Source organism: Shewanella corallii, assembly GCF_023349125.1.
GTDB lineage: Bacteria > Pseudomonadota > Gammaproteobacteria > Enterobacterales > Shewanellaceae > Shewanella > Shewanella corallii.
The window spans coordinates 64069-85242 of the sequence record NZ_JAKIKT010000014.1 but is presented as its reverse complement, the minus strand read 5'-3'; the positions used below and the strand labels follow the sequence as shown (position 1 = coordinate 85242).

The following is a 21174-nucleotide window of genomic DNA, read 5'->3' as shown; positions in this document are numbered from 1 at the left end:
ATTTTCAACCCCGAGGGCTGCGTATTCTACACAACCGCTTTTTGGCGTCAAGCCCTTTTTTCATGAGCTTTTTCATCTGTCGATGAAATGCTCAGAAGAGGCTTTTCATGCCAGGGTCAGTTGCCGTTGGCGACCTTCCCTTTCGACCTGCTCATCAAGCTTTGCTGCCCGTTGTGCCGTGTCGATGGAGGCGCATTATAGGGAGCAGAATTATTTGCGCAAGCCCTTTTTCAAAGAAAATTCGCACTTTTTGGTGATTTATGGGTTAAGCACAAACTAACTACGGGTTACCCCCAGAGTTATCAACAGAAGGCTTATTTTTAGCCAGTTTTTAGCCTGTATTAATCAAGCTAAGTTTATTTAATTCGGTGTTCAGCGAGTATTTGGTTAGTACTTATTAGCTATATAAGTAAAAAGGCGACCCTAAGGTCGCCTTTTCTATATTTGTACTATTGCTATCAGCTCAGTTTACCGTGGCACTGTTTGTACTTCTTACCACTGCCGCATGGGCAAGGATCGTTACGGCCAACTTTTTCGCCCTGGCGAACTGTTGGTACATGACCCTGTTGTTCTGGCATAGCTGGCTCGCCGGTAACTGATTCCGCTTCTGCGTGTTGGAAATCACGTTGCAGCTTAGCTTCTTCCTGGCGACGACGCTCTTCCATCTCATCTACATCAGACTGAGCCTGTACCTGAACCTTGGATAGAATGCTAATCACATCATGCTTCAGGCTTTCCAACATCTGCTGGAACAGCTCAAAGGATTCACGCTTGTATTCCTGCTTAGGGTTCTTCTGGGCATAACCACGCAGGTGAATACCCTGACGCAGATGATCCATTGCAGCGAGGTGCTCTTTCCACAGACCATCCAGAGTCTGCAGCATTACCGCTTTTTCGAATTGACGCAGAACCGGCGCACCGACCATCTCTTCCTTCGCTTTGTAAGATGTGCTCCAGGCGTCGATGATACGCTCACGCAGCGTATCTTCGTAAAGGTCTTCCTCTTCGTCCAACCATTTCTGTACCGGCAGTTGCAGAGCGAACTCCTGGTGCAGACGCTGCTCCAGGCCAGGTACGTCCCACAGTTCTTCAACAGACTGAGGTGGGATGTACTGATCGATCAGGGAAGCCAGTACGTCGAATTCGATATTCTTGATCGTGTCTTCAATGCTTTCGGCATCCATCAGCTCATTACGCTGAGCATAAACCACCTGACGCTGGTCGTTGGCAACGTCATCAAATTCCAGCAATTGCTTACGGATATCGAAGTTACGGGCTTCAACTTTACGCTGGGCGTTTTCAATGGCGCGGGATACCCACTTGTGCTCAATAGCCTCGCCCTCTTCCATGCCCAGCGCTTTCATCATATTGGATACACGCTCAGAGGCGAAGATACGCATCAGGCTGTCTTCCATGGACAGGTAGAAACGGGATGAACCTGCGTCACCCTGACGGCCGGAACGACCACGCAGCTGATTATCGATACGGCGGGATTCGTGACGCTCGGTACCCAGAATATGCAGACCGCCTGCAGCCACTACGGCATCATGGCGCTCCTGCCAATCGGCACGGATTGCAGCAACCTGCTCTTCGGAGGCTTCACCCAGAGCTTCAATTTCAGACTTCCAGTTACCACCCAACACGATATCGGTACCACGACCGGCCATGTTGGTAGCAACGGTGACTGCACCTGCACGACCCGCTTGAGCAACAATTTCAGCTTCTTTTTCGTGGAACTTGGCGTTCAGTACCTGATGCGGGATCTTATCCTGGTTCAGCAGGTGAGACAGCAATTCAGATTGTTCGATAGAAACAGTACCCACCAACACAGGCTGGCCACGCTCACGACAGTCTTTAATGTCTGCAATGATGGCGTTGTACTTCTCGGCAGCGGTCAGATAAACCAGATCAGCCATGTCGTTACGAACCATTGGACGGTTGGTTGGTACCACTACGGTATCCAGGCCATAAATGCTCTGGAATTCGAAAGCTTCGGTATCTGCGGTACCAGTCATACCGGCCAGCTTGTCGTACTGACGGAAGTAGTTCTGGAAAGTAATAGAGGCCAGGGTTTGGTTTTCGTTCTGGATCTTCACGCCTTCTTTGGCTTCTACCGCCTGGTGTAGACCTTCGGACCAACGACGACCAGCCATGGTACGGCCAGTGTGCTCATCAACAATCACCACTTCACCATTCTGAACCACATAATCCACATCCTTTTCAAACAGGGTGTGAGCACGCAGCGCGGCGTTTACGTGGTGCAGCAATGAGATGTTGGCCGCTGAATACAGAGAGTCACCTTCAGGCAGCATGCCTTTTTCAATCAGCAGCTGCTCAATCTTCTCCTGACCACGTTCAGTCAGGTGAACCTGCTTGGCTTTTTCATCTATGGTGTAGTCACCTTCACCAACATACTCTTCAGTATCTTCTTTATCCTGACGTACCAGATGCGGGATCAGGGTATTCATCTTGGTGTACAGCTCAGAGCTGTCTTCTGCCGCACCGGAGATAATCAACGGAGTACGGGCTTCATCGATCAGGATGGAGTCAACCTCATCGATCAGCGCGTAGTGCAGTGGACGCTGCACACGTTCAGCAGGAGAGAAGGCCATGTTGTCACGCAGATAATCGAAACCAAACTCGTTGTTGGTACCGTAAGTAATATCTGAGTTATAGGCGTCCTTCTTCTGGTCTGGGCTCAGACCGGCAACGTTGATGCCGACACTCATACCCAGGAATTCAAACAGTGGACGGTTGGTTTCGGCGTCACGACGGGCCAGGTAGTCGTTCACGGTAATAACGTGAACACCTTTGCCGGTCAGGCCGTTCAGGTAAGCTGGCAGAGTCGCGGTCAGGGTTTTACCTTCACCGGTACGCATCTCGGCGATGCGGTTACTGTCCAGTACCATGCCACCGATAAGCTGAACGTCGAAGTGGCGCATCTCAAATACGCGCTTGGACGCTTCACGCACAGTGGCGAAAGATTCAGGAATAAGGGACTCAAGAGTTTCGCCTTTCTCCAGGCGCTCACGGAACTCAGCAGTCTTTGCTTTCAGTTCTTCATCGGTGAGTTTTTCGAATTCTGCTTCCAGTGCATTGATTTTGTCGACGGCTTTGCCAAGGGACTTAAGGGTGCGGTCATTGCGACTGCCAAAAATTTTTGTCAGTAAATTACCAAACATCTGATTCACTTATTATCTTTGTAGGCTGTTCCACTATTCATGGTGTGAGCCAGGATTAATTATTTGCTTTGCGGTAGACATACTTACTCGGATCGATCTGCTGTCCACCCCGCAACACCTCATAATGCACATGAGGGCCTGTCGACCTTCCTGTGCTTCCCATACTGGCAATCTTTGCACCTTTGGCAACGACGTCACCTACGCTGACATGAACCGTCTTGTTATGGCCGTAACGGGTTCGAAGCCCATTACCATGGTCTATTTCAACCAAATTACCATAACCAAACATACTGCCTGCCCAAGTTACTACACCGCCGGCAGTGGCAATGACATCTGCCCCTTCACTGCCCGCGAAATCGATGCCTTTATGCATGGTGCGACGTCCATTAAATGGATCATTCCTTAGCCCATAAGGGGAAGACAACCAACCTTTGCCAATTGGTCGACCGGAAATATATCGCTCCTGATCTATATGGAGATTGGACGCCACAGTTTCAAGTAGCGGAAGCTGAACTTTGCTTGTGTCCATCCGCTGCACCATGGCATCCATGTCCTGGATCAACTGATCCAGTTCAATGCTTTGTCCGAGATCACTCATACCTCCCACACCGGCTTTGGCGGAGAAGTCGAATTGGTCTTCGAGTTTATAAGTTTGGGCAACCTGTTGCCCCATGGCTTCCAGACGGGTCATTTCCGCCTGCATACGCGCGACATGGGCAGCCAGGGTGGCCAATTGGGATTCGGTAGCGTGCTTAAGATCTTCAACTTGTTGCTGTTGAACTTTGCGAGCCTGACGCTCACTATCTACACGCGTTTCTTGATTGGAAAATTTTTCGAAGGAATATTGCGCGACACCAGCCCCTGCTGCCAATAATAGTATTGGCAGCACCAACCAGCTTTTGCCCGGTTGCCAACGGGTAACCCCGTTCCGACCCTGAATTAAAACTGTTACACTCATAGCCTTAGTTAGCCATCTCGTTTTTCTATGAAAAAGCACCCTCAAGACCTCAGTCGACTCATGCATCACTCAGGTAAACTGCCAAATCTGGCAGAGAAAGCAGAGTTACTGAGACAATTGGATCAGCAGGTCAAACAAATGCTGTCAGAGCACGTTGCCGAGCAGCTCCAGGTGGCTAATCTCCGCGAGGGCGTGCTGGTGATCGAAACCACCTCTGCTGCCTGGGCAGCCCGCATCAACTTTCAAAAGTCCATGTTATTGACGCAACTTCAGGCACAAACGCTCCCAATGCTTACTGCTATCGAGGTCAAAGTCAACCCGGCGTTGGCCATAAGAGCGACTGAGTCCAAAATCACGCACAGGCAACTATCGCCAGATGCTGCAGCTCATATTGAAGCCCTGGCAGAGCATACCGATGGCAGTCTGGCCCAGAAACTAAAACGGCTGGCTGCATTAGCCAGCCGTAATCGGCAGTCATAACATTTCGAATTTATGCCAGTGCCATTGCACCGGAGGCGAAGCGTACTGGCACTTCAGCTTCATTATCGAAGCTCACCAACTCCCAGGCATCTTCCTGTGCCAGCACAGCTCTAACCAATTGGTTATTCAGAGCATGGCCAGTCTTGTAGGCACAGAACTCACCCAGAATCGCATGACCTGATACATACAGATCACCGAATGCATCCAGAATTTTGTGCTTAACAAACTCATCCTCATAACGCAGACCATCGGGGTTGAGGACGCGGTATTCATCAAGCACAACCGCATTTTCCATGCTGCCACCCAACGCCAGGTTGTTGGCACGCAGGTATTCGATATCACGCATAAATCCGAAAGTACGGGCGCGGCTGATATCTTTGACAAAAGCATCGGTAGAGAAATCCATTACCATGTGCTGTTGACTGCGGGCAATTTCAGGATGCGCAAAGTCGATGGCGAAGTTCACACGGAAACCATTGAATGGGCGCAGTTCGGCCCACTTGTCTCCATCTTCAACACGAACGGTACGCTTAATACGCAGATATTTTTTGGCTGCACGCTGCTGCTCAATACCAGCGGTTTGCAACAGGAATACCCATGGGCTGGCGCTGCCATCCATAATTGGGATTTCAGGTGCATCCACTTCGATAATGGCATTGTCGATACCCAGGCCAGCCAGGGCAGCGAACAGGTGCTCGATTGTTGAGATACGTACGCCTTCATCGTTCACCAGTGCTGTACACATGGTGGTTTCACGAACCTGATCCGCAATAGCTGGAATCACCACTGCTGGTTCAAGATCGGTGCGCACGAGTTTAATACCCGAGTTAATCGGCGCGGGTTTGATGGTCAGAGTCACCTTGTTGCCCGAATGCAGGCCAACGCCGGTGGTCTTTACCATTTTTTGAACAGTTCTTTGAAAAATCATTCAGTTACCCGTGTAAGTCTCAACAAATCGCTGGTGTTATTGTTGCTAAAAACAGCCCCTCCAGCTCGAGCTGGTCGGATATGCTAGCACAAAACCACCAATTGGCAAAAATTCCTGCAATTGACGGGCGGGCAATCACCAGGCAACAGTGTCTGCCTTCGCCCTGTCAACACAGCTTTTATCAGTCTGCCTGCTTACGCAAAAACGCTGGAATATCCAGATAATCCAGATCATTCTTTGGCGCTGGAGCCGCTGCAGGCTGAGGCTTAGCCTGAGTCTGCTGAGGCGCAGTATTGCCCATGGCAGATGGCTGAGGTGCTGGAGTTTCCTCGGCGTAAACCGGAGTTTCCACACGCACTTCAGGCTCTGGACGAGGAGCAGGCTTGGATACCAGCTGGATATCAGGCTTCTTCTCAGCGCCAATACCAGTAGCAACCACAGTTACGCGCAACTCATCGCTCATTTCAGGATCGATCACCGCACCAACTACCACAGTGGCATTGTCAGAAGCGTAAGCCTTAACATGGTTACCTACAGTCTCGAACTCTTCGATGCTCATATCCATACCGGCGGTGATGTTCACCAGTACGCCGCGTGCACCTGCCAGATCGATATCTTCCAGCAATGGGCTGGCAACAGCCGCTTCAGCCGCTTCTTCTGCACGGTCTTCACCGGAAGCCACACCAGTACCCATCATCGCGTTACCCATTTCGGACATAACTGTCTTAACGTCTGCAAAGTCGACGTTAATCAGGCCCGGACGGGTGATCAGTTCGGCAATACCCTGTACCGCGCCCAGCAATACATTGTTGGCAGCAGCAAAGGCATCCAGCAGAGACGTACCACGCCCCAGCACTTTCAGCAGCTTTTCATTAGGAATGGTGATCAGCGAGTCAACATGCTTGGCCAGCTCACCAATACCCTGCTCCGCGAAGGTCATACGCTTCTTACCTTCAAACGGGAACGGCTTGGTTACCACAGCAACAGTCAGGATACCCTCTTCACGGGCAATCTGAGCCACAACCGGAGCAGCACCAGTACCTGTACCACCACCCATACCGGCCGCGATAAAGATCATATCTGACCCTTTGATCGCAGCACGGATGTTTTCTTTGTCTTCTTCAGCAGCAAGACGACCGATTTCCGGGTTGGCTCCAGCCCCCAGACCTTTGGTCACGTCACGACCCAGCTGAATAGTGGAGCCGGCTGCTGACTTACGCAGAGCCTGCGCATCTGTATTGGTTGCGATGAATTCAACACCTTCGATGTTGTGCTTCACCATATGTTCGACGGCGTTACCACCGCCGCCACCGACACCGATGACTTTAATCACCGCTTCGTCGGAATGGGTGTCCATGATCTCAAACATGGTCAATTCTCCGTTGTTGCCTGCGTTATCTTTTAAAACTCGCCTTTAAACCAGCTCTGAACCCGATTCCAGAGACTGGTAACCCCCTGGCGCTCAGGACGTTCGTACTGACGTTCCAGTACCTGTCTGGCGCCGTAATGCAACAAACCTACCCCGGTTGCATAGATAGGCTGGTCGACATATTCATGTAACCCTTTTACCGGCAGAGGTGATGCCACCCTCACCGGCATGCCGAAGGTCGCTTCCGCTACTTCGACTGCACCCTCAATGGATGCGGTACCACCGGTCAATACAATCCCGGCAGCAATCTGCTCCTCAAGTCCGCTGTCACGCAGCTCCTTGAGAACCAGTTCAAACAATTCCTGATACCTTGGCTCTACCACCTCCGCCAATGTATGGCGGGACATGGTGCGAGATGGACGACCACCCACGGAAGGCACCTCAATACTGTCTTCCCGACTCACTGCAGCACTGCGCGCACTGGCGTACTGCACTTTGATCTGCTCAGCGTGAGACAGAGGAGTACGGAAAATCTTGGCAATGTCATTGGTCACCTGGTTACCAGCTACCGGCACCACGGCGCAGTGACGCAAAGCGCCATTGGTGTAGACAGCGATATCTGTAGTACCACCACCGATATCCACTATGCAGACACCCAGATCTTTCTCGTCATTGGTCAGCACTGAATCAGCAGAGGCGATACCGGAAAACACCAGGTCATCCACCTTCAGGCCGCAGCGCTCAACACTCTTGGTGATGTTCTTGGCCATATCGTTGGCGCAGGTGACGATATGCACCTTGGCTTCCATACGCATGCCCGACATACCAATTGGGCTGCGGATACCTTCCTGAACATCAATCGCGTACTCCTGAGGCAACACATGCAGGATACGACGCTCTGTCGGTATTTTTACCGAGCGGGCGGTGTGGATGACGTTGTCCACATCTTCCTGGGTCACCTCTTCATCATTGATGGAGACCATGCCGTTTTCGTTCTGACAGGCGATATGCTTGCCGGAAATGCTCAGGTATACAGATGACACCTGACAGTCCGCCATCAATTCAGCCTGATCTAATGCCCGCTGCACGCTGCGAACGATTGAGTCGAGGTCGTTTACCCCACCCTTGTCCATCCCCCGGGACGGATGATTGCCCAGGCCGATCACACTGATCTCGCCATCAGGCATCACTTCACCGATGATCACGGCAACCTTGGACGTACCAATGTCCAGGCCAACAATGAGATTTCTATCCAGGTTCTTGGTCATTCTTTAACGACTCTCTTGTTGTGCATCATCCCAGCCGACTGCCAGCCCAGTGTCATAGCGCAGGTCTACCCGCGCGACCTTGTTCGGCTGCTTGGCCAATACCGGATACACATTAATAAACCTCTGTATCCGCGCCATTTTATCTTCGCGCCCCAACTCCAGCATCACGCCGTTGTCGAGCACGGCCCGCCAGGCATGACGGGCGTTCAAACTTAAACTCTTCAATCCGAAGCCATTGATTTGCAATAGCTCCCTGATTTGTCTGTAACTGGTCAACACATCCTTTGCCATGGCATCAGGACCCGCCAGTTGTGGCAGTTGATCTATCCCCTCTTTATGGGGGGCCTCAAACACCTGCCCGTGTTCGTTCAACCACTTGTCGCCATTCCAGTGGGCGACCGGTTGTTGTTCCTGCAAAAACACCTTCAGACGTGCCGGCCACTTTCTTCTGACCGATGCCTGATATACCCAGGGCAGCTCTTCCAGTGCTTCCTGTACCTGATTAACGTCTGCGCTGAAAAAGCTTCTGCGCATCAGGCTTTGCAAGGCGGCCTGGATTTCGGCATCACTGGTATATTGCCGATCGCCCTTGATAATCACAGACTCGATGGGCAGCGCCTCAGCGTCGCCAAGCAGGTCGTGTAACCTCAGTGCGCTCAGGGAAAAGGCACTGATCACCAGCAGCAAAAATGCCAGCCCACTGACCAAGTACCAATCCACTGCAGCAAGTCGTTGCCGCCAGTGGCGCATCTTATCCTTCCAGCTCACACTGTTTCCGCCCCATACACCGGCTACGCATGGCGAAAACCGGCAATTATATAGCGCTCACCCCCGGGGTCAAAAATTCATTTAAAGCACCGGGTTACAGTTCAAATTTCAAACTGCGATGGCGTTATTTTTACTTTTTATCAAAGCCCAGTTTGGTACTGGCAAGCTCACGGGATAATGCACCGATATTGCCCGCCCCCTGAGTCAGCAACAGATCACCATCCTGCAGAATGTCCGGCAGCATCTCCGGCAACTGTTCAGGGGTTGCAACAAACACAGGATCTACCTGTCCACGCACCCTGATGGAGCGACTTAACGCCCGGCCATCGGCACCGGCAATCGGTGTTTCTCCGGCGGCATACACATCCAGCAGCAGGAGCACATCCACCTGGGACAGCACATCCACGAAATCCTCATACAGATCCCGGGTACGGGTGTATCTGTGCGGCTGATAGGCCATCACCAAACGCTTATCCGGCCAGCCGGCGCGAGCAGCCTTAATGGTGGCAGCGACCTCACTGGGGTGATGTCCATAGTCATCAACCAGCATCACCTTACCGTTGGCAGTGTCGTACTCACCCAAATGCTGGAAGCGACGGCCAATCCCCTCAAAGCTCGCCAATGCACGCACAATGGCGCCATCGTCGATATCATCTTCAGTGGCCACTGCAATGGCTGCCAATGCGTTCTGCACGTTGTGACGGCCTGGCAAATTCAGCACCAGATCCAGATCGTCTTTATCTCTGCAGCGCAGGGTGAAACTGCACTGATGGCCATTCTGCTCAAAGTTCAGCGCCTGCACGTCGGCATCGTCACTGAAGCCGTAGGTCACTATATGGCGACCGATTCGCGGCAAAATTTCACGCACCACAGGATCGTCGATACACATCACAGCCACACCGTAAAACGGCAGGTTGTGCAGGAAGTCCACAAAGGTGGTCTTCAGTTGTTCAAAGTCACCGCCATAGGTATCCATATGGTCGGCTTCGATATTGGTGACCACACTCACCATAGGTTGCAGATGCAGGAAGCTGGCATCGCTCTCGTCGGCCTCGGCAATCAGATAACGGCTGCTGCCCAGGCGGGCATTGGTACCTGCACTGTTAAGCAAACCACCGATAACAAAAGTCGGGTCACGCTCAGCTTCGCCATACACGCTGGCGATCAAACTTGTGGTCGTGGTCTTGCCATGGGTACCGGCAACTGCCACACCGTGACGGTAACGCATCAGCTCAGCCAGCATCTCAGCACGGCGCACCACGGGAATGCGTTGCTCTCTGGCGTAGGCAATTTCAGGGTTTTCCTGATTAATCGCCGTCGATACCACCACCACGTCGGCATCCTTCATACACTCCTGTGTATGGCCTATGGTGATTTCGGCACCCAGTGCCAGCAGGCGATCTGTCAACGCGCTCTGAGCAATATCCGAACCGCTGACGTCATAACCTTCATTAACCAGTACTTCCGCAATGCCGCCCATACCGGCACCGCCGATACCCACAAAGTGGATTCGACGTACCCGACGCATCTCGGGGATCATTTTACGGAACTGCTTGTACTTCTCTGTCGTTCTCATGTTTAACCTTTTTCAGCCAGAGCCTTGCAGATATCTGCAACCCTGGTAGTGGAATCCAAAACCGCCACTTCTCTGGCTCTTTGTCCCATACGGACCAATTCTTCTCTGTCACTGGCCAGCATTTGCAGCTTGTCGGCCAGTTTCTCAACACTGACTATGGGCTGTGGCAGCAGGAACGCAGCACCTGCATCCACCAACACCTTGGCGTTCAGCGTCTGATGGTCATCCACAGCGTGTGGATATGGCACCAACAGACTCGGCAGCCCAACCGCGGCCAGCTCAGATACAGTCAAGGCACCACTACGGCAGACCACAACGTCAGCCCAGCGATAAGCCGCTTCCATATCATCGATAAACTCGGCGACTTTTACGCCGCCGTCCTGTCCCAGCTGCTGATAGTGCGCTTTAACCTGACTTTCATTATCTCTGCCAACCTGATGCCACACAGTGACCGACTGCTGCTTACTCAGCGCGGCAACCACATCCGGCATCAGATCGTTGAATACCTTGGCTCCCAGGCTGCCACCGACTACCAGGACTTTCAGTGCCTGATCGTCTTTACAGACTCTGGGACATGCCCCCAGTTGCATCAGCTCTTCCCGGATCGGATTGCCAACTACCTGAACGTCATCACGCAATCCGGTAAATGTGCCGTTATCAAAGGCGCAAAGCACCCTGGCTGCTATCCGGGACAACAACTTGTTGGTCATACCGGGAATCGCATTCTGCTCATGCAGAACCAAAGGCACACCGGCCAACCTGGCTGCTACACCGCCCGGGCCACTGGCGAAACCGCCCATGCCCAGCACGACATCGGGTTTGAACTCGTTTATCACAGTTCGCGCCTGCATAATGGAGCGCAGGATCTTAAATGGCGCTGCCAATTTGCGGATCAAACCGTTACCACGTACTCCTTTGATATCGATAAAGTTGATATCAAAGCCGTACTGAGGAACCAGTCGCGCCTCCATTCGGTCGGCTGTACCCAGCCATCTGACCTGCCATCCCTGTTTGGCCAATGCTTTGGCAACAGCCAGCGCCGGAAACACATGTCCCCCGGTTCCACCTGCCATTACCAGAATTCGTTTTTCCACTTTCTTCTCGGCCATCAGTTATTTGCCTTTGCCCTGTACCGTCTGGACCTGACTAAGGCGTCTCTCATAATCGATGCGCAGCAAAATCATGGCTGCGGCTGTCATAACCCATAAACTACTGCCCCCATAGCTGATAAAGGGCAGAGTCAATCCTTTGGTCGGCAACATGCCGATACTTGCACCTATGTTCACCACGGTCTGGAACCCTATCCAGATCCCCAGGCCATAGGCCAGATAACCTTCAAATGCTTTGTCTGAGGTCAGGCACCAGTTGCCAATCTGCACCGCCCGAATCACCAGGAACATAAGTACCGACAACACGGCGATAATGCCGACAAAGCCCAACTCTTCACCCACTACAGCGAAGATAAAGTCAGTGTGCGCTTCAGGCAGGTATTCAAGTTTCTGAATACTGTTACCCAGCCCCTGACCAAACCAGTCACCACGACCATAGGCCATCAAAGACTGAGTTAACTGGTACCCCGTACCAAAGGGATCCTGCCAGGGATCCAGGAAGGAGGTTACCCTTCGCATCCGGTATGGCTCGGCCACAACCAGCAGCACGAACAGCGCCAAACCCGCCATGATCAGGATAATGAAGTCCTTTAATCTGGCGCCCGCCAGCCACAGCAGGCCAACGGTAATCACAAACAGCACCACCACAGTGCCCAGATCCGGCTGCAGCAGAATCAGGAAGGCATAAACCGCCAGCACCCCAATCGGCTTGTAAAAGCCTTTGGCGTTTTCCCGAATCTCTTCGTGCCGTCTGACCAGGTAGCCCGCCATATAGATCGCAAAGGCAAACTTGGCCAACTCAGCAACCTGGATACGGATAGGCCCCACAGCCAGCCAACGGGTTGCGCCATTAACCGTGTGGCCCACGGCCAACACCAGCAGCAACATCCCCAGTACGGTAAAGAGCAATTTGTTGCTGTACTTATCCCAATAGACGATAGGTACTCTCAACACCCCGGCGGCAATCACCACACAACCGGCCAAATAGACCAAATGTCGAACCACAAAGTGGAACGGGTTACCGGTCAGGGTCTGGGCTTCGGCCAACGAGGCCGACATCACCATTACAAAACCAAAAGCGATCAGTGCCAGCACAGTACCCAGCAGGCTTCTGTCATACAGCTGCATGCCGGGTGCGTCACCACCGCCGAGCCAGTTCCGCCACGGCCAGTCAGGACGGCGTTCAAACAGCCCCAACTGACGTTCGTTACTGGCCATCCAGAGCCTCCACCTGAGCCCTGAAGTCATCACCCCGGGCCATAAAGTGCGGATACATATCCAGGCTCGCACAGGCAGGAGACAGGAGCACGATGTCACCGGCTTCAGCCAGCTGGGCGGCTCTGGTCACTGCCTGAGCCATATCCTGCACCTCAATGGCTCCCTCTTTCAGGGCAGCGATTCTGTGGCCGTCACGACCCAGAGTAATCACAGTCGCCACCTTCTCCAGCAATGGCTGCAGCGATGAGAAATCTGCGCCTTTACCATCACCACCGGCGATTAAAATCACCTTGCCCGGGTAATCTTCAAGTCCTGCCAACGCCGCGGCAGTTGCCCCCACGTTGGTCGCCTTGGAGTCATTTACCCAGGTCACACTGTTACGGCGGGCAACCCGCTCGCATCTGTGGCTCAAGCCGGCAAAGCTGGCAGCCACTTTCACCATGGCAGCCTTGCTGATACCTGCGGCGTAAGCCAATGCCATCGCCGCCAGCACATTGGCCACGTTATGACGGCCTATCAGCGCAACATCGCCTACAGGCATAATTTCTGATGTGCCATGAACCAACATGCCATCACGAATACCCCAGTCATCACCCTGGGGATTGTCCAAACCAAAGCTCTCGCGATTGCCCGGCTCCAGCGGCAGCGTTAACTCATCTTCTCTGTTGTACAGATCCAGGTGGCTCTGGCGATACAGACCCATTTTGGCGAATCGATAGCTAACCAGGTCTGTGTACCTGTCCATATGGTCTTCGCTGATATTCAGGCAAGTCGCCGCAACACAGTTCAGACTCTGGGTGGTTTCCAGCTGAAAACTGGACAACTCAAGTACATACAGCTCATGGCCTTTACCCAGCAGATCCAGCGCAGGCGTGCCAATATTGCCGCCAACACCCACAGACTTACCGTCGGCTTCAGCCATCAGTCCCACCAGAGTGGTCACAGTGCTTTTCCCGTTGGAACCCGTAATGCCAATGGTTTTGGGCGATTGATCTTTCAGGTCACGGGCGAACAGTTCGATATCACCAATCACCTCTATACCCATATCCAGCGCGGCGCGCACTTCCGGGGTGCTCAAGGCAATACCCGGGCTGATAATGATCTGCTGCGCCTGCACCAGATAACGACAATCAAAACCACCGCTGCCGAGCACCACATCAGGAAACTCACGGGCCAGATCGGCGGCACCGGGTGGGTTATCCCGACTATCCATCACCATGGGCACTATGCCCCTGGCGCAGAGGTAACGAACTACAGACAGGCCAGTAGCACCAAGACCCAGCACAATGTGGGTTGGGGCTGCGCCTGTCATAGCTACATCTGCACTACTCATCGCTATTACCTCAGTTTCAGGGTGGCCAGTCCCAGCAACACCAGGAACAGAGAGATAATCCAGAAGCGGACAATCACTCTTGGCTCAGGCCAACCTTTCAACTCATAGTGGTGGTGGATAGGAGCCATGCGGAAAATCCGCTGACCACGCAGTTTATAACTGCCCACCTGAAGGATGACTGAAAGGGTTTCCATCACGAAAACGCCGCCCATGATCACCAACAAAATTTCCTGACGCACCAATACTGCCATGGTGCCCAGCGCAGCCCCCAGAGACAGGGAGCCGACATCGCCCATAAAGACCTGAGCCGGATAGGTGTTAAACCACAGGAAGCCCAGACCGGCACCCACAATAGCGGTACAGACGATCACCAGTTCACCGGCACCCGGCAGATAGGGGATATGCAAATAAGCAGAGAACTGCACGTGACCGGACAAATAAGCGATCAGTGCAAAGGCGGCAGCAACCATGACAGTAGGCATAATTGCCAGACCATCGAGACCATCGGTCAGGTTTACTGCATTACTGGAACCCACAATGGTGAAGTAAGCCAGCAGGATAAAGAGCGCACCCAGTTGAGGCATCACGTCTTTGAAGAAAGGCACAACCAGCTGGGTTTCACCCGGAGCTGAAGCGCTGTAATACAGGTAGAAGGCGACAACCAGCGCACCCAACGACTGCAGCAGGTACTTCCAGCGTGCAATCAGGCCATCGGTGTTCTTGCGCACCACTTTGCGGTAATCATCAATGAAACCAATCAGGCCAAAGGCACCCAGCACAAACAGCATCACCCAAACGTAACGGCTGTCCAGATCCCCCCACAGCAGCACGGAAATAAAGATACCGGCGAGGATCAACAAACCACCCATGGTTGGGGTGCCACGCTTGCTGAAGTGAGACTCAGGACCATCATTGCGAACAACCTGACCGATCTGCAGCAATTGCAGACGCTCGATCAGACGAGGTCCCCACCAGAGACTGAAAGTAAGGGCAGTGAGCAGGCCCAGAATCGCTCTGAAGGTCAGGTAAGAAAATACGTTAAACCCGGTATAAAACTGGGTTAGATATTCCGCCAGATAAACCAGCATTAAGACAACTCCCCGCGCCCGAAGGCGGCTTTCAAAGCCTCAACAACGCGTTCCATCCCCGCGCTGCGCGACCCTTTTACCAATACCGTCACCTGTCCCGGTAACGCCTGTATATGGCTGATTAACGCGCTGACCAGTGCATCCAACTCTGTGTAATGAGCTGAGCCGAATGCTTCACTGGCCGCTCTGGACAGTTCTCCCAAACAAAACAGTTGGTTAATACCTGCCTGCTTCGCCGAAGCCCCCAGTTCGCCATGCAAAAGGGACGCATTGTCGCCTAATTCACCCAAATCGCCCAGTACCAGGGCGCGATTTCCTTCAATTTCTTTCAGCCAGTTGATAGCCGCGCCCACAGAGGCGGGGTTACCGTTATAGCTGTCATCAACTGCAGTCACCCGTCCCAGCTCCACCGGCATCATGCGGCCTTTTACCGGCTCAAGCAGGCTCAGGCCCGTCGCAATTTCCCCCAAGGAGAAACCCGCAGCCAGACAGATAGCGGCGGCAGCCAGTGCATTGGACACCTGATGACGCCCGGCCAGCGGCAACTGAATTTGTACCGAGTCATTACCTGCGCGGCACTCAAAGCTGAAACGACCAAAAGCATCCGGTTGAAGCTGTAAACCCTGCACGTCGGCGTGGTTTTCAATCCCAAAGGTCAGTTGTCTGTGTCCCTCGGCTGCGGCCAACATCACATCGCAATATTGGTCATCGGCATTGATGATGGCCACACCATCCTCAGCCAGATGATTGAAGATTTCAGACTTGGCTTTGGCAACACCAGCCTCAGAACCAAAGCCTTCGAGATGAGCACTGGCTACATTGTTCACCAGAGCGACATCTGGCCGCGCCAGCGCAGAGGTGTAATCAATTTCGCCGATATGGTTGGCACCCAACTCAAACACGCCAATCTCATCGCCGGGTTGCAAACGCAACAGCGTCAGCGGTACGCCGATATCGTTGTTGAAATTGCCTGCGGTATAGAGCACCCGGTGTTGCTGTGAGCAGATGGTCGCAACCATCTCTTTCACCGATGTTTTTCCGTTAGATCCGGTCAGTGCCAGACTCTTTGGGTTGACCTGCTGCCTGACCAGGGCTCCCAGTTGCCCCAATGCCTTGTGGCAATCAGCAACAATAAGTTGAGGCACATCAACGGCCAGTTGTCGTTCCACCAGAAGGGCAACGGCACCATTGTCCACTGCGGTCTGAGCAAAATCGTGCGCGTCAAAACGCTCACCTTTCAGGGCGATAAACAGACCATCAGCCTCTATGTTGCGACTGTCTGTGGTGACGCTCGAAATGCTTTTGTTATCACCCACTAAAATGGCCTGCAGTGGCTCAAGCAATTGGGTTAATTCAACGCGGATCATTACGCCTCCCCTACTGCCTGCGCAGCCAAGGTTGCGGCCAGAGCCCGCTCGTCATAGTCATGCTTCACGCCTGCTATTTCCTGATAGGTTTCGTGTCCCTTACCAGCCAGCAGCACTATGTCACCAGCACTGGCACGGGAATAAACTTGTTTGATGGCGTCACGGCGATCCGGATTAACCAGCGCTAAATCAGGCTGTTTAAGACCCGCCTGCATATCAGCAATAATCGCCATGGGATCTTCACTGCGGGTATTGTCGCTGGTCAGCATAATGCCGTCGGCGAATGCTTCCGCCACTGCTGCCATCATGGGGCGCTTGCCCTTGTCACGATCACCGCCACAGCCAAACAGACACCATAATTTGCCTTCGCTGTGAATGCGGGCCGCTTTCAATGCCTGCTCCAGACCATCCGGCGTGTGAGCATAGTCGACCACCAAAGTGGGCTTACCTTCAGCGGGGAAACACTCCATACGACCGGCAACCGGCTTGAGCCTGCACACAGCAGCACACATGGCGGACATATCAAAGCCACAGGCATGGAGTGCGCTCAGTGCAGCCAGAAGGTTGGACAGATTAAATGCACCCAACAAAGGGGACTGGATGCGTGCACTGGCTCCGGGCCAATTCACCGTGGCGCTGACACCGGCGGGGTGATACTCAACGTCGGTGACAAAATAGTCGGCGTCGGCATGCCCTTCGGTAGAGAAACCTGTGTACCGATCAGGGTTGGTGGAATACCAGGCCTGACCAATGGCATCGTCCAGATTAATCAGTGCCGACTGCACGCTGGCAAAGTCCAGCAGGCGCTTTTTGGCAGCGCCATAACTGATCATATCGCCATGATAATCGAGGTGATCGCGGCTCAGATTGGTAAACACCGCGACCTTGAACGGCACAGCATCCACCCGTCCCTGAACCAGACCATGGCTGGAGACTTCCATGGCGCAGGCACTCAGGCCGTCACGCTCAAAGCCATTAAGCTGACGCATAATAGTCAGAGGATCCGCGGTGGTATTGCCCACATCATGCAGGCTGGCAGGGTCAGCATTGCGCCACTCGCCGTTACCCATGGTGCCCATTACCGCGGCACGCTGGCCGTTGAGCACCAGCAGTTGAGCGATCAATTGGCTGACCGAGGTCTTGCCATTGGTACCGGTAATACCAATAACCTTGAGTTTTTCCGGTAGCAGGGGCCATGCCTGGGCTGCCAGGGCTGACACCTGATGAACAAGGTCATGGAAGTAAATCATCAGGCCATTGTCATTGGAGACCTGGCCATGCTGCTCCGCATCATCCGTGTGCACCAGACAGGCGACCGCGCCATTTTCCAGTGCTTTGGCAACATAGTTACGACCGTCAGTCGCGTGACCGGGCACAGCAACAAACACACTGCCGGGCTTGATGGCCCGGCTGTCCAAAGTCAAATCGCCGGTTTGTTCATTCCCGGCATAGTGCATCCAGGGAGCCAGCAGATCCCGTAAGTACATCATTCTGCTCTCCCCTTAACCGACGCCAACTGCAATTGTTCGCGTTGGGTTACAGGTTCTACATTCAACATCTGCAGCGCACCGGACATTACGTTCGCAAATACCGGGCCTGCCACGTCACCGCCGTAGTATCTGTCCCCTTTGGGATCATTCACTACCACGGCAATAGCCAATCTTGGGTTATTCACCGGAGCCACACCAGCAAACAGCGCCCAGTAGTCATCCCCATAGCCACCGGCAATCGCCTTACGGCTGGTACCTGTCTTACCGGCAACGGGATAACCTTCAATATGAGCTTTACGGGCGGTACCGCCCTTTTCCGTTACCCCGACCAGCATATGCATCACATCCTCTGCCACATCAGCAGACAGCACACGTTCGCCTTCAGGCGGGGTTTTCATTTTCAGAATTGATACCGGCTTGAGCAGACCACCCGAGCCAAGCGTGGCGTACATACGCGCCAGCTGCAGTGTGGTTGCAGTCAGGCCATAACCAAAAGAAAGAGTCGCGCGTTCGAAGTCAGACCAACGATAACGCTCGCGAATCAGACCTGAGTTTTCACCTGTCAGATCACTGCCTGACTGGCTGCCCAGCCCCATGCTGTAATAGGTTCCCAGCAACTGCTCAACCGGCATGGACAGAGCCAGCTTACTCACACCCACGTTACTGGACTTGACCAGAATTTTTGCCAGCGACATATCGCCGTAGTTGACGGCATCACGCACCTGACGGCCACCAATACGCATCCAACCGGGAGAAGTTGGGATAAGCTCGTCGGACTTCACCACACCTGCCTGCAGGGCTGCGGCCACCACAAAGGGCTTAAGGGTTGAACCCGGCTCAAAGGTATCGGTCACAGCGCGGTTGCGCATGCGGAAGCTTTGCAGCTGATCTCTTGAATTGGGGTTGTAGGATGGCGTATTCACCATGGCGAGGATCTCGCCCGAGTGTACATCCAGTACCACCACACTGCCGCCGGTAGCCTGATTCAGTTCGGTCGCTTTTTTCAGCTCGCGATAGGCCAGGGACTGGATTCGCTGATCAATACTCAGCACCAGATCATTGGGTTTCTCGCCCTCCTGAACCACACCCAGACGTTCAACCACCTTGCCATCGCGGGATTTACGCACCTTCTGCTTGGAAGGACTGCCGGTCAGCCAATCGTTGTAAGTTTTCTCAATCCCTTCAATACCGACATCATCGATATTGGTGATCCCCACAACCTGGGCGGTAATCTCGCCACTTGGATAGTAACGACGGGACTCTTCGCGAAGAGAAATACCTTTTAATTTCAGCTGCTTGATATACTCACCCACTTCCGGGGTGACCTGACGCTTCAGGTAAGTAAAGCGACTCTTGGGGTTGCGTTTGATGCGGGCAACCATATCGGCTTCATCCAGATGCAACACATCCGCCAGTGCCTGCCAGCGTTTGTCATTGCCCGGCTTGAAGCCATCATGATCAAACACCCGCTTGGGATCGGCATAAACCGCCTTAACCGGTACGCTGACCGCCAGCATTTCACCATTACGGTCAGTGATCAGTCCCCGCTGCACCTCGTTACTGGTGGTGCGCAGCGAGCGCATATCGCTTTCGTGGCGCAACTTGCCCGGTTCAATAATCTGAATATATGCAGCACGAGCCACCAGAGCGCCAAACAGCAGGCACACAAAAAACAGCACCACCTGAACCCGCATAGGGATCAAGGTAGGTTTCTGATTACGCTTGGCCTGTTTGGTTTTTCTGCTCATGGCACTCTCACGACCACTTCTTCACTCGGGGCAGGTCTGTGCATCCCCAACTCCTTGGTAGCAATGCGGGTAATCTTGCTGTGCTCTGTCTGGGCCTGCTCTTCCAGCAGTAAATTGCGCCATTCAATATCCAGCCTGTCCCGCTGTTGCAACAACTGATCCCACTTACTGATCTGCTGACGATTAACATGGCTGGCATACACCACAGCCACAGCATTCAGCACAACTGTCAGCGCCAACAGGCACAGCCACTTGTGATGCCAGAGATCCAGCAACACAATGCGGGTTAAGTTCAGTTGTGACTTGCTCACTCGCGTATCCAATTCCCTGTTCAGTAATCCAGACGCTCAGCCACACGCAAAACGCTGCTGCGGGCGCGTGGGTTACGCTCCAATTCCACCTCTGATGGTTTCATCGCTTTGCCCACAGGCTTGAGCTTACGGTTGCTGCTGATCTGCTCTTCAGTCACAGGCAAGCCGTAAGGCACCTCCTCCTTCTGGGAGTGCTTGCGGATAAAGCGCTTAACGATTCTGTCTTCCAGTGAGTGGAAGCTGATAATGGACAGCCTTCCCTGTGGAGCCAGTGCCTTAAGAGAACCTTCCAGCGCCTGCTCAATCTGCTCCAACTCACTGTTGATATAAATACGGATCGCCTGAAACACCCGGGTCGCCGGATGCTTGTTGCGCTCCTTGGTTTTGGCCACACGAGCGATCAAGTCAGCCAGCTGCTTGGTGCGTTCAAATGGCTCTTTTTCTCTGTCTGCTGCAATACAACGGGCGATATGACGGCCGTTACGCTCTTCACCAAAGGTTTTAAAAACCCAGGCCATATCTTCAATCTCGGCTCTGGCCAGCCACTGGGCAGCGGTTTCACCCTGACTGTTATCCATGCGCATATCCAAAGGACCATCGCGCAGAAAACTGAAGCCACGATCGGCATCGTCCAACTGAGGTGAAGACACCCCAAGATCCAGCAGTACACCGTCAATCTTGCCGGTCAGCCCCAGATCTTCCACATAGTCAGCCAGCTGGCCGAACCCACCGTGAACAATCTGGAAACGCTTGTCATCGGCAAACTGCTTAGCAGCTTCAATCGCCTGTGGATCGCGGTCAATGGCAATAAGGCGACCGTTTTCACCAAGCTGCTGCAGCACCAGACGAGAGTGCCCGCCACGGCCAAAGGTACCGTCGATATAGATGCCGTCAGGACGGATATTGAGACCGTCAACGGTTTCATCAAGCAATACGGTTAAATGGGCAAATTCCTGGCTCATGGCACTCTTCTTTCAATTA

The 21174-nt window shown here is 53.3% G+C and carries 18 protein-coding genes; 2 read left to right on the top strand and 16 right to left on the bottom strand.

Annotated elements, in window-relative coordinates; all coding sequences use genetic code 11:
- Positions 1 to 280: hypothetical protein (locus tag L2725_RS21990; protein ID WP_249250941.1), on the top strand; the 280-nt coding region annotated here is incomplete at its 5' end.
- Positions 281 to 458: 178 nt separating this feature from the next.
- Here the strand turns inward: L2725_RS21990 and secA are convergent.
- Together secA and L2725_RS21980 are read right to left on the bottom strand one after the other, a co-directional pair.
- Positions 459 to 3182, bottom strand: coding sequence for a preprotein translocase subunit SecA (gene secA, locus L2725_RS21985; RefSeq protein WP_249250940.1), 2724 nt, complete (start codon positions 3180 to 3182; stop codon positions 459 to 461).
- Between the two features lie 55 nt (positions 3183 to 3237).
- Positions 3238 to 4140, bottom strand: a complete 903-nt coding sequence (locus L2725_RS21980) for a M23 family metallopeptidase (RefSeq protein ID WP_248937633.1) — start codon at positions 4138 to 4140, stop codon at positions 3238 to 3240.
- Between the two features lie 27 nt (positions 4141 to 4167).
- On the opposite strand from L2725_RS21980, the gene L2725_RS21975 reads away from it, so the two are divergent.
- Positions 4168 to 4620, top strand: coding sequence for a DUF721 domain-containing protein (locus tag L2725_RS21975; RefSeq protein WP_115138759.1), 453 nt, complete (start codon positions 4168 to 4170; stop codon positions 4618 to 4620).
- Positions 4621 to 4630: 10 nt separating this feature from the next.
- Here the strand turns inward: L2725_RS21975 and lpxC are convergent, their stop codons facing one another.
- The 14 genes from lpxC to rsmH all read right to left on the bottom strand — a co-directional run bounded on the left by lpxC (position 4631) and on the right by rsmH (position 21155).
- Positions 4631 to 5548: a UDP-3-O-acyl-N-acetylglucosamine deacetylase gene (lpxC, locus tag L2725_RS21970; RefSeq protein ID WP_115138758.1), complete on the bottom strand. Its 918-nt coding sequence runs from the start codon at positions 5546 to 5548 to the stop codon at positions 4631 to 4633.
- Positions 5549 to 5729: 181 nt separating this feature from the next.
- Positions 5730 to 6917 carry a cell division protein FtsZ gene (ftsZ, locus tag L2725_RS21965; RefSeq protein WP_248937632.1) on the bottom strand — a complete coding sequence of 396 codons (1188 nt, stop codon included), beginning with the start codon at positions 6915 to 6917 and terminating at the stop codon, positions 5730 to 5732.
- 32 nt (positions 6918 to 6949) lie between these two features.
- A complete protein-coding gene (ftsA, locus tag L2725_RS21960; protein ID WP_115138756.1) occupies positions 6950 to 8185 on the bottom strand; it encodes a cell division protein FtsA in 1236 nt (411 codons plus the stop codon).
- Between the two features lie 3 nt (positions 8186 to 8188).
- Positions 8189 to 8953 (bottom strand): cell division protein FtsQ/DivIB, encoded by a 765-nt coding sequence (locus tag L2725_RS21955; RefSeq protein ID WP_249250939.1) that lies wholly within the window; start codon positions 8951 to 8953, stop codon positions 8189 to 8191.
- Between the two features lie 130 nt (positions 8954 to 9083).
- Positions 9084 to 10529 carry a UDP-N-acetylmuramate--L-alanine ligase gene (gene murC, locus L2725_RS21950; RefSeq protein ID WP_249250938.1) on the bottom strand — a complete coding sequence of 482 codons (1446 nt, stop codon included), beginning with the start codon at positions 10527 to 10529 and terminating at the stop codon, positions 9084 to 9086.
- 2 nt (positions 10530 to 10531) lie between these two features.
- Entirely contained in the window at positions 10532 to 11638 is a 1107-nt protein-coding gene (gene murG, locus L2725_RS21945) for an undecaprenyldiphospho-muramoylpentapeptide beta-N-acetylglucosaminyltransferase (protein ID WP_249250937.1), read from the bottom strand.
- Between the two features lie 3 nt (positions 11639 to 11641).
- On the bottom strand, positions 11642 to 12856 hold the full coding sequence (ftsW, locus tag L2725_RS21940) for a cell division protein FtsW (protein WP_249250936.1): 1215 nt from the start codon (positions 12854 to 12856) through the stop codon (positions 11642 to 11644).
- Positions 12846 to 14189, bottom strand: a complete 1344-nt coding sequence (murD, locus tag L2725_RS21935) for a UDP-N-acetylmuramoyl-L-alanine--D-glutamate ligase (protein WP_249250935.1) — start codon at positions 14187 to 14189, stop codon at positions 12846 to 12848. Before murD ends, ftsW begins: the two co-directional genes overlap by 11 nt.
- Positions 14190 to 14194: 5 nt before the next feature.
- Entirely contained in the window at positions 14195 to 15277 is a 1083-nt protein-coding gene (mraY, locus tag L2725_RS21930; RefSeq protein ID WP_248937626.1) for a phospho-N-acetylmuramoyl-pentapeptide-transferase, read from the bottom strand.
- Complete coding sequence (locus tag L2725_RS21925; protein ID WP_249250934.1) at positions 15277 to 16644, bottom strand: UDP-N-acetylmuramoyl-tripeptide--D-alanyl-D-alanine ligase; 1368 nt, start codon at positions 16642 to 16644, stop codon at positions 15277 to 15279. Before L2725_RS21925 ends, mraY begins: the two co-directional genes overlap by 1 nt.
- Positions 16644 to 18134 (bottom strand): UDP-N-acetylmuramoyl-L-alanyl-D-glutamate--2,6-diaminopimelate ligase, encoded by a 1491-nt coding sequence (gene murE / locus L2725_RS21920; protein WP_249250932.1) that lies wholly within the window; start codon positions 18132 to 18134, stop codon positions 16644 to 16646. Before murE ends, L2725_RS21925 begins: the two co-directional genes overlap by 1 nt.
- On the bottom strand, positions 18131 to 19882 hold the full coding sequence (locus L2725_RS21915; protein ID WP_115138748.1) for a peptidoglycan D,D-transpeptidase FtsI family protein: 1752 nt from the start codon (positions 19880 to 19882) through the stop codon (positions 18131 to 18133). The genes murE and L2725_RS21915 overlap by 4 nt, the downstream gene beginning before the upstream one ends.
- On the bottom strand, positions 19879 to 20193 hold the full coding sequence (ftsL, locus tag L2725_RS21910) for a cell division protein FtsL (RefSeq protein ID WP_115138747.1): 315 nt from the start codon (positions 20191 to 20193) through the stop codon (positions 19879 to 19881). The genes L2725_RS21915 and ftsL overlap by 4 nt, the downstream gene beginning before the upstream one ends.
- A 20-nt stretch (positions 20194 to 20213) precedes the next feature.
- Positions 20214 to 21155 (bottom strand): 16S rRNA (cytosine(1402)-N(4))-methyltransferase RsmH, encoded by a 942-nt coding sequence (gene rsmH / locus L2725_RS21905; protein WP_115138746.1) that lies wholly within the window; start codon positions 21153 to 21155, stop codon positions 20214 to 20216.
- Positions 21156 to 21174 lie beyond the last annotated feature (19 nt).

Coding starts and splice junctions, on each gene's coding strand:
- ftsZ (WP_248937632.1), bottom strand. CDS start 6,917: ATGTTTGAGATCATGGACACCCATTCCGACGAAGCGGTGATTAAAGTC.
- murG (WP_249250937.1), bottom strand. CDS start 11,638: ATGGCCGAGAAGAAAGTGGAAAAACGAATTCTGGTAATGGCAGGTGGA.
- murE (WP_249250932.1), bottom strand. CDS start 18,134: ATGATGTACTTACGGGATCTGCTGGCTCCCTGGATGCACTATGCCGGG.
- L2725_RS21975 (WP_115138759.1), top strand. CDS start 4,168: ATGAAAAAGCACCCTCAAGACCTCAGTCGACTCATGCATCACTCAGGT.
- murC (WP_249250938.1), bottom strand. CDS start 10,529: ATGAGAACGACAGAGAAGTACAAGCAGTTCCGTAAAATGATCCCCGAG.
- murD (WP_249250935.1), bottom strand. CDS start 14,189: ATGAGTAGTGCAGATGTAGCTATGACAGGCGCAGCCCCAACCCACATT.
- mraY (WP_248937626.1), bottom strand. CDS start 15,277: ATGCTGGTTTATCTGGCGGAATATCTAACCCAGTTTTATACCGGGTTT.
- ftsA (WP_115138756.1), bottom strand. CDS start 8,185: ATGACCAAGAACCTGGATAGAAATCTCATTGTTGGCCTGGACATTGGT.
- lpxC (WP_115138758.1), bottom strand. CDS start 5,548: ATGATTTTTCAAAGAACTGTTCAAAAAATGGTAAAGACCACCGGCGTT.
- rsmH (WP_115138746.1), bottom strand. CDS start 21,155: ATGAGCCAGGAATTTGCCCATTTAACCGTATTGCTTGATGAAACCGTT.
- ftsW (WP_249250936.1), bottom strand. CDS start 12,856: ATGGCCAGTAACGAACGTCAGTTGGGGCTGTTTGAACGCCGTCCTGAC.
- secA (WP_249250940.1), bottom strand. CDS start 3,182: ATGTTTGGTAATTTACTGACAAAAATTTTTGGCAGTCGCAATGACCGC.
- L2725_RS21980 (WP_248937633.1), bottom strand. CDS start 4,140: ATGAGTGTAACAGTTTTAATTCAGGGTCGGAACGGGGTTACCCGTTGG.
- L2725_RS21915 (WP_115138748.1), bottom strand. CDS start 19,882: ATGAGCAGAAAAACCAAACAGGCCAAGCGTAATCAGAAACCTACCTTG.
- L2725_RS21925 (WP_249250934.1), bottom strand. CDS start 16,644: ATGATCCGCGTTGAATTAACCCAATTGCTTGAGCCACTGCAGGCCATT.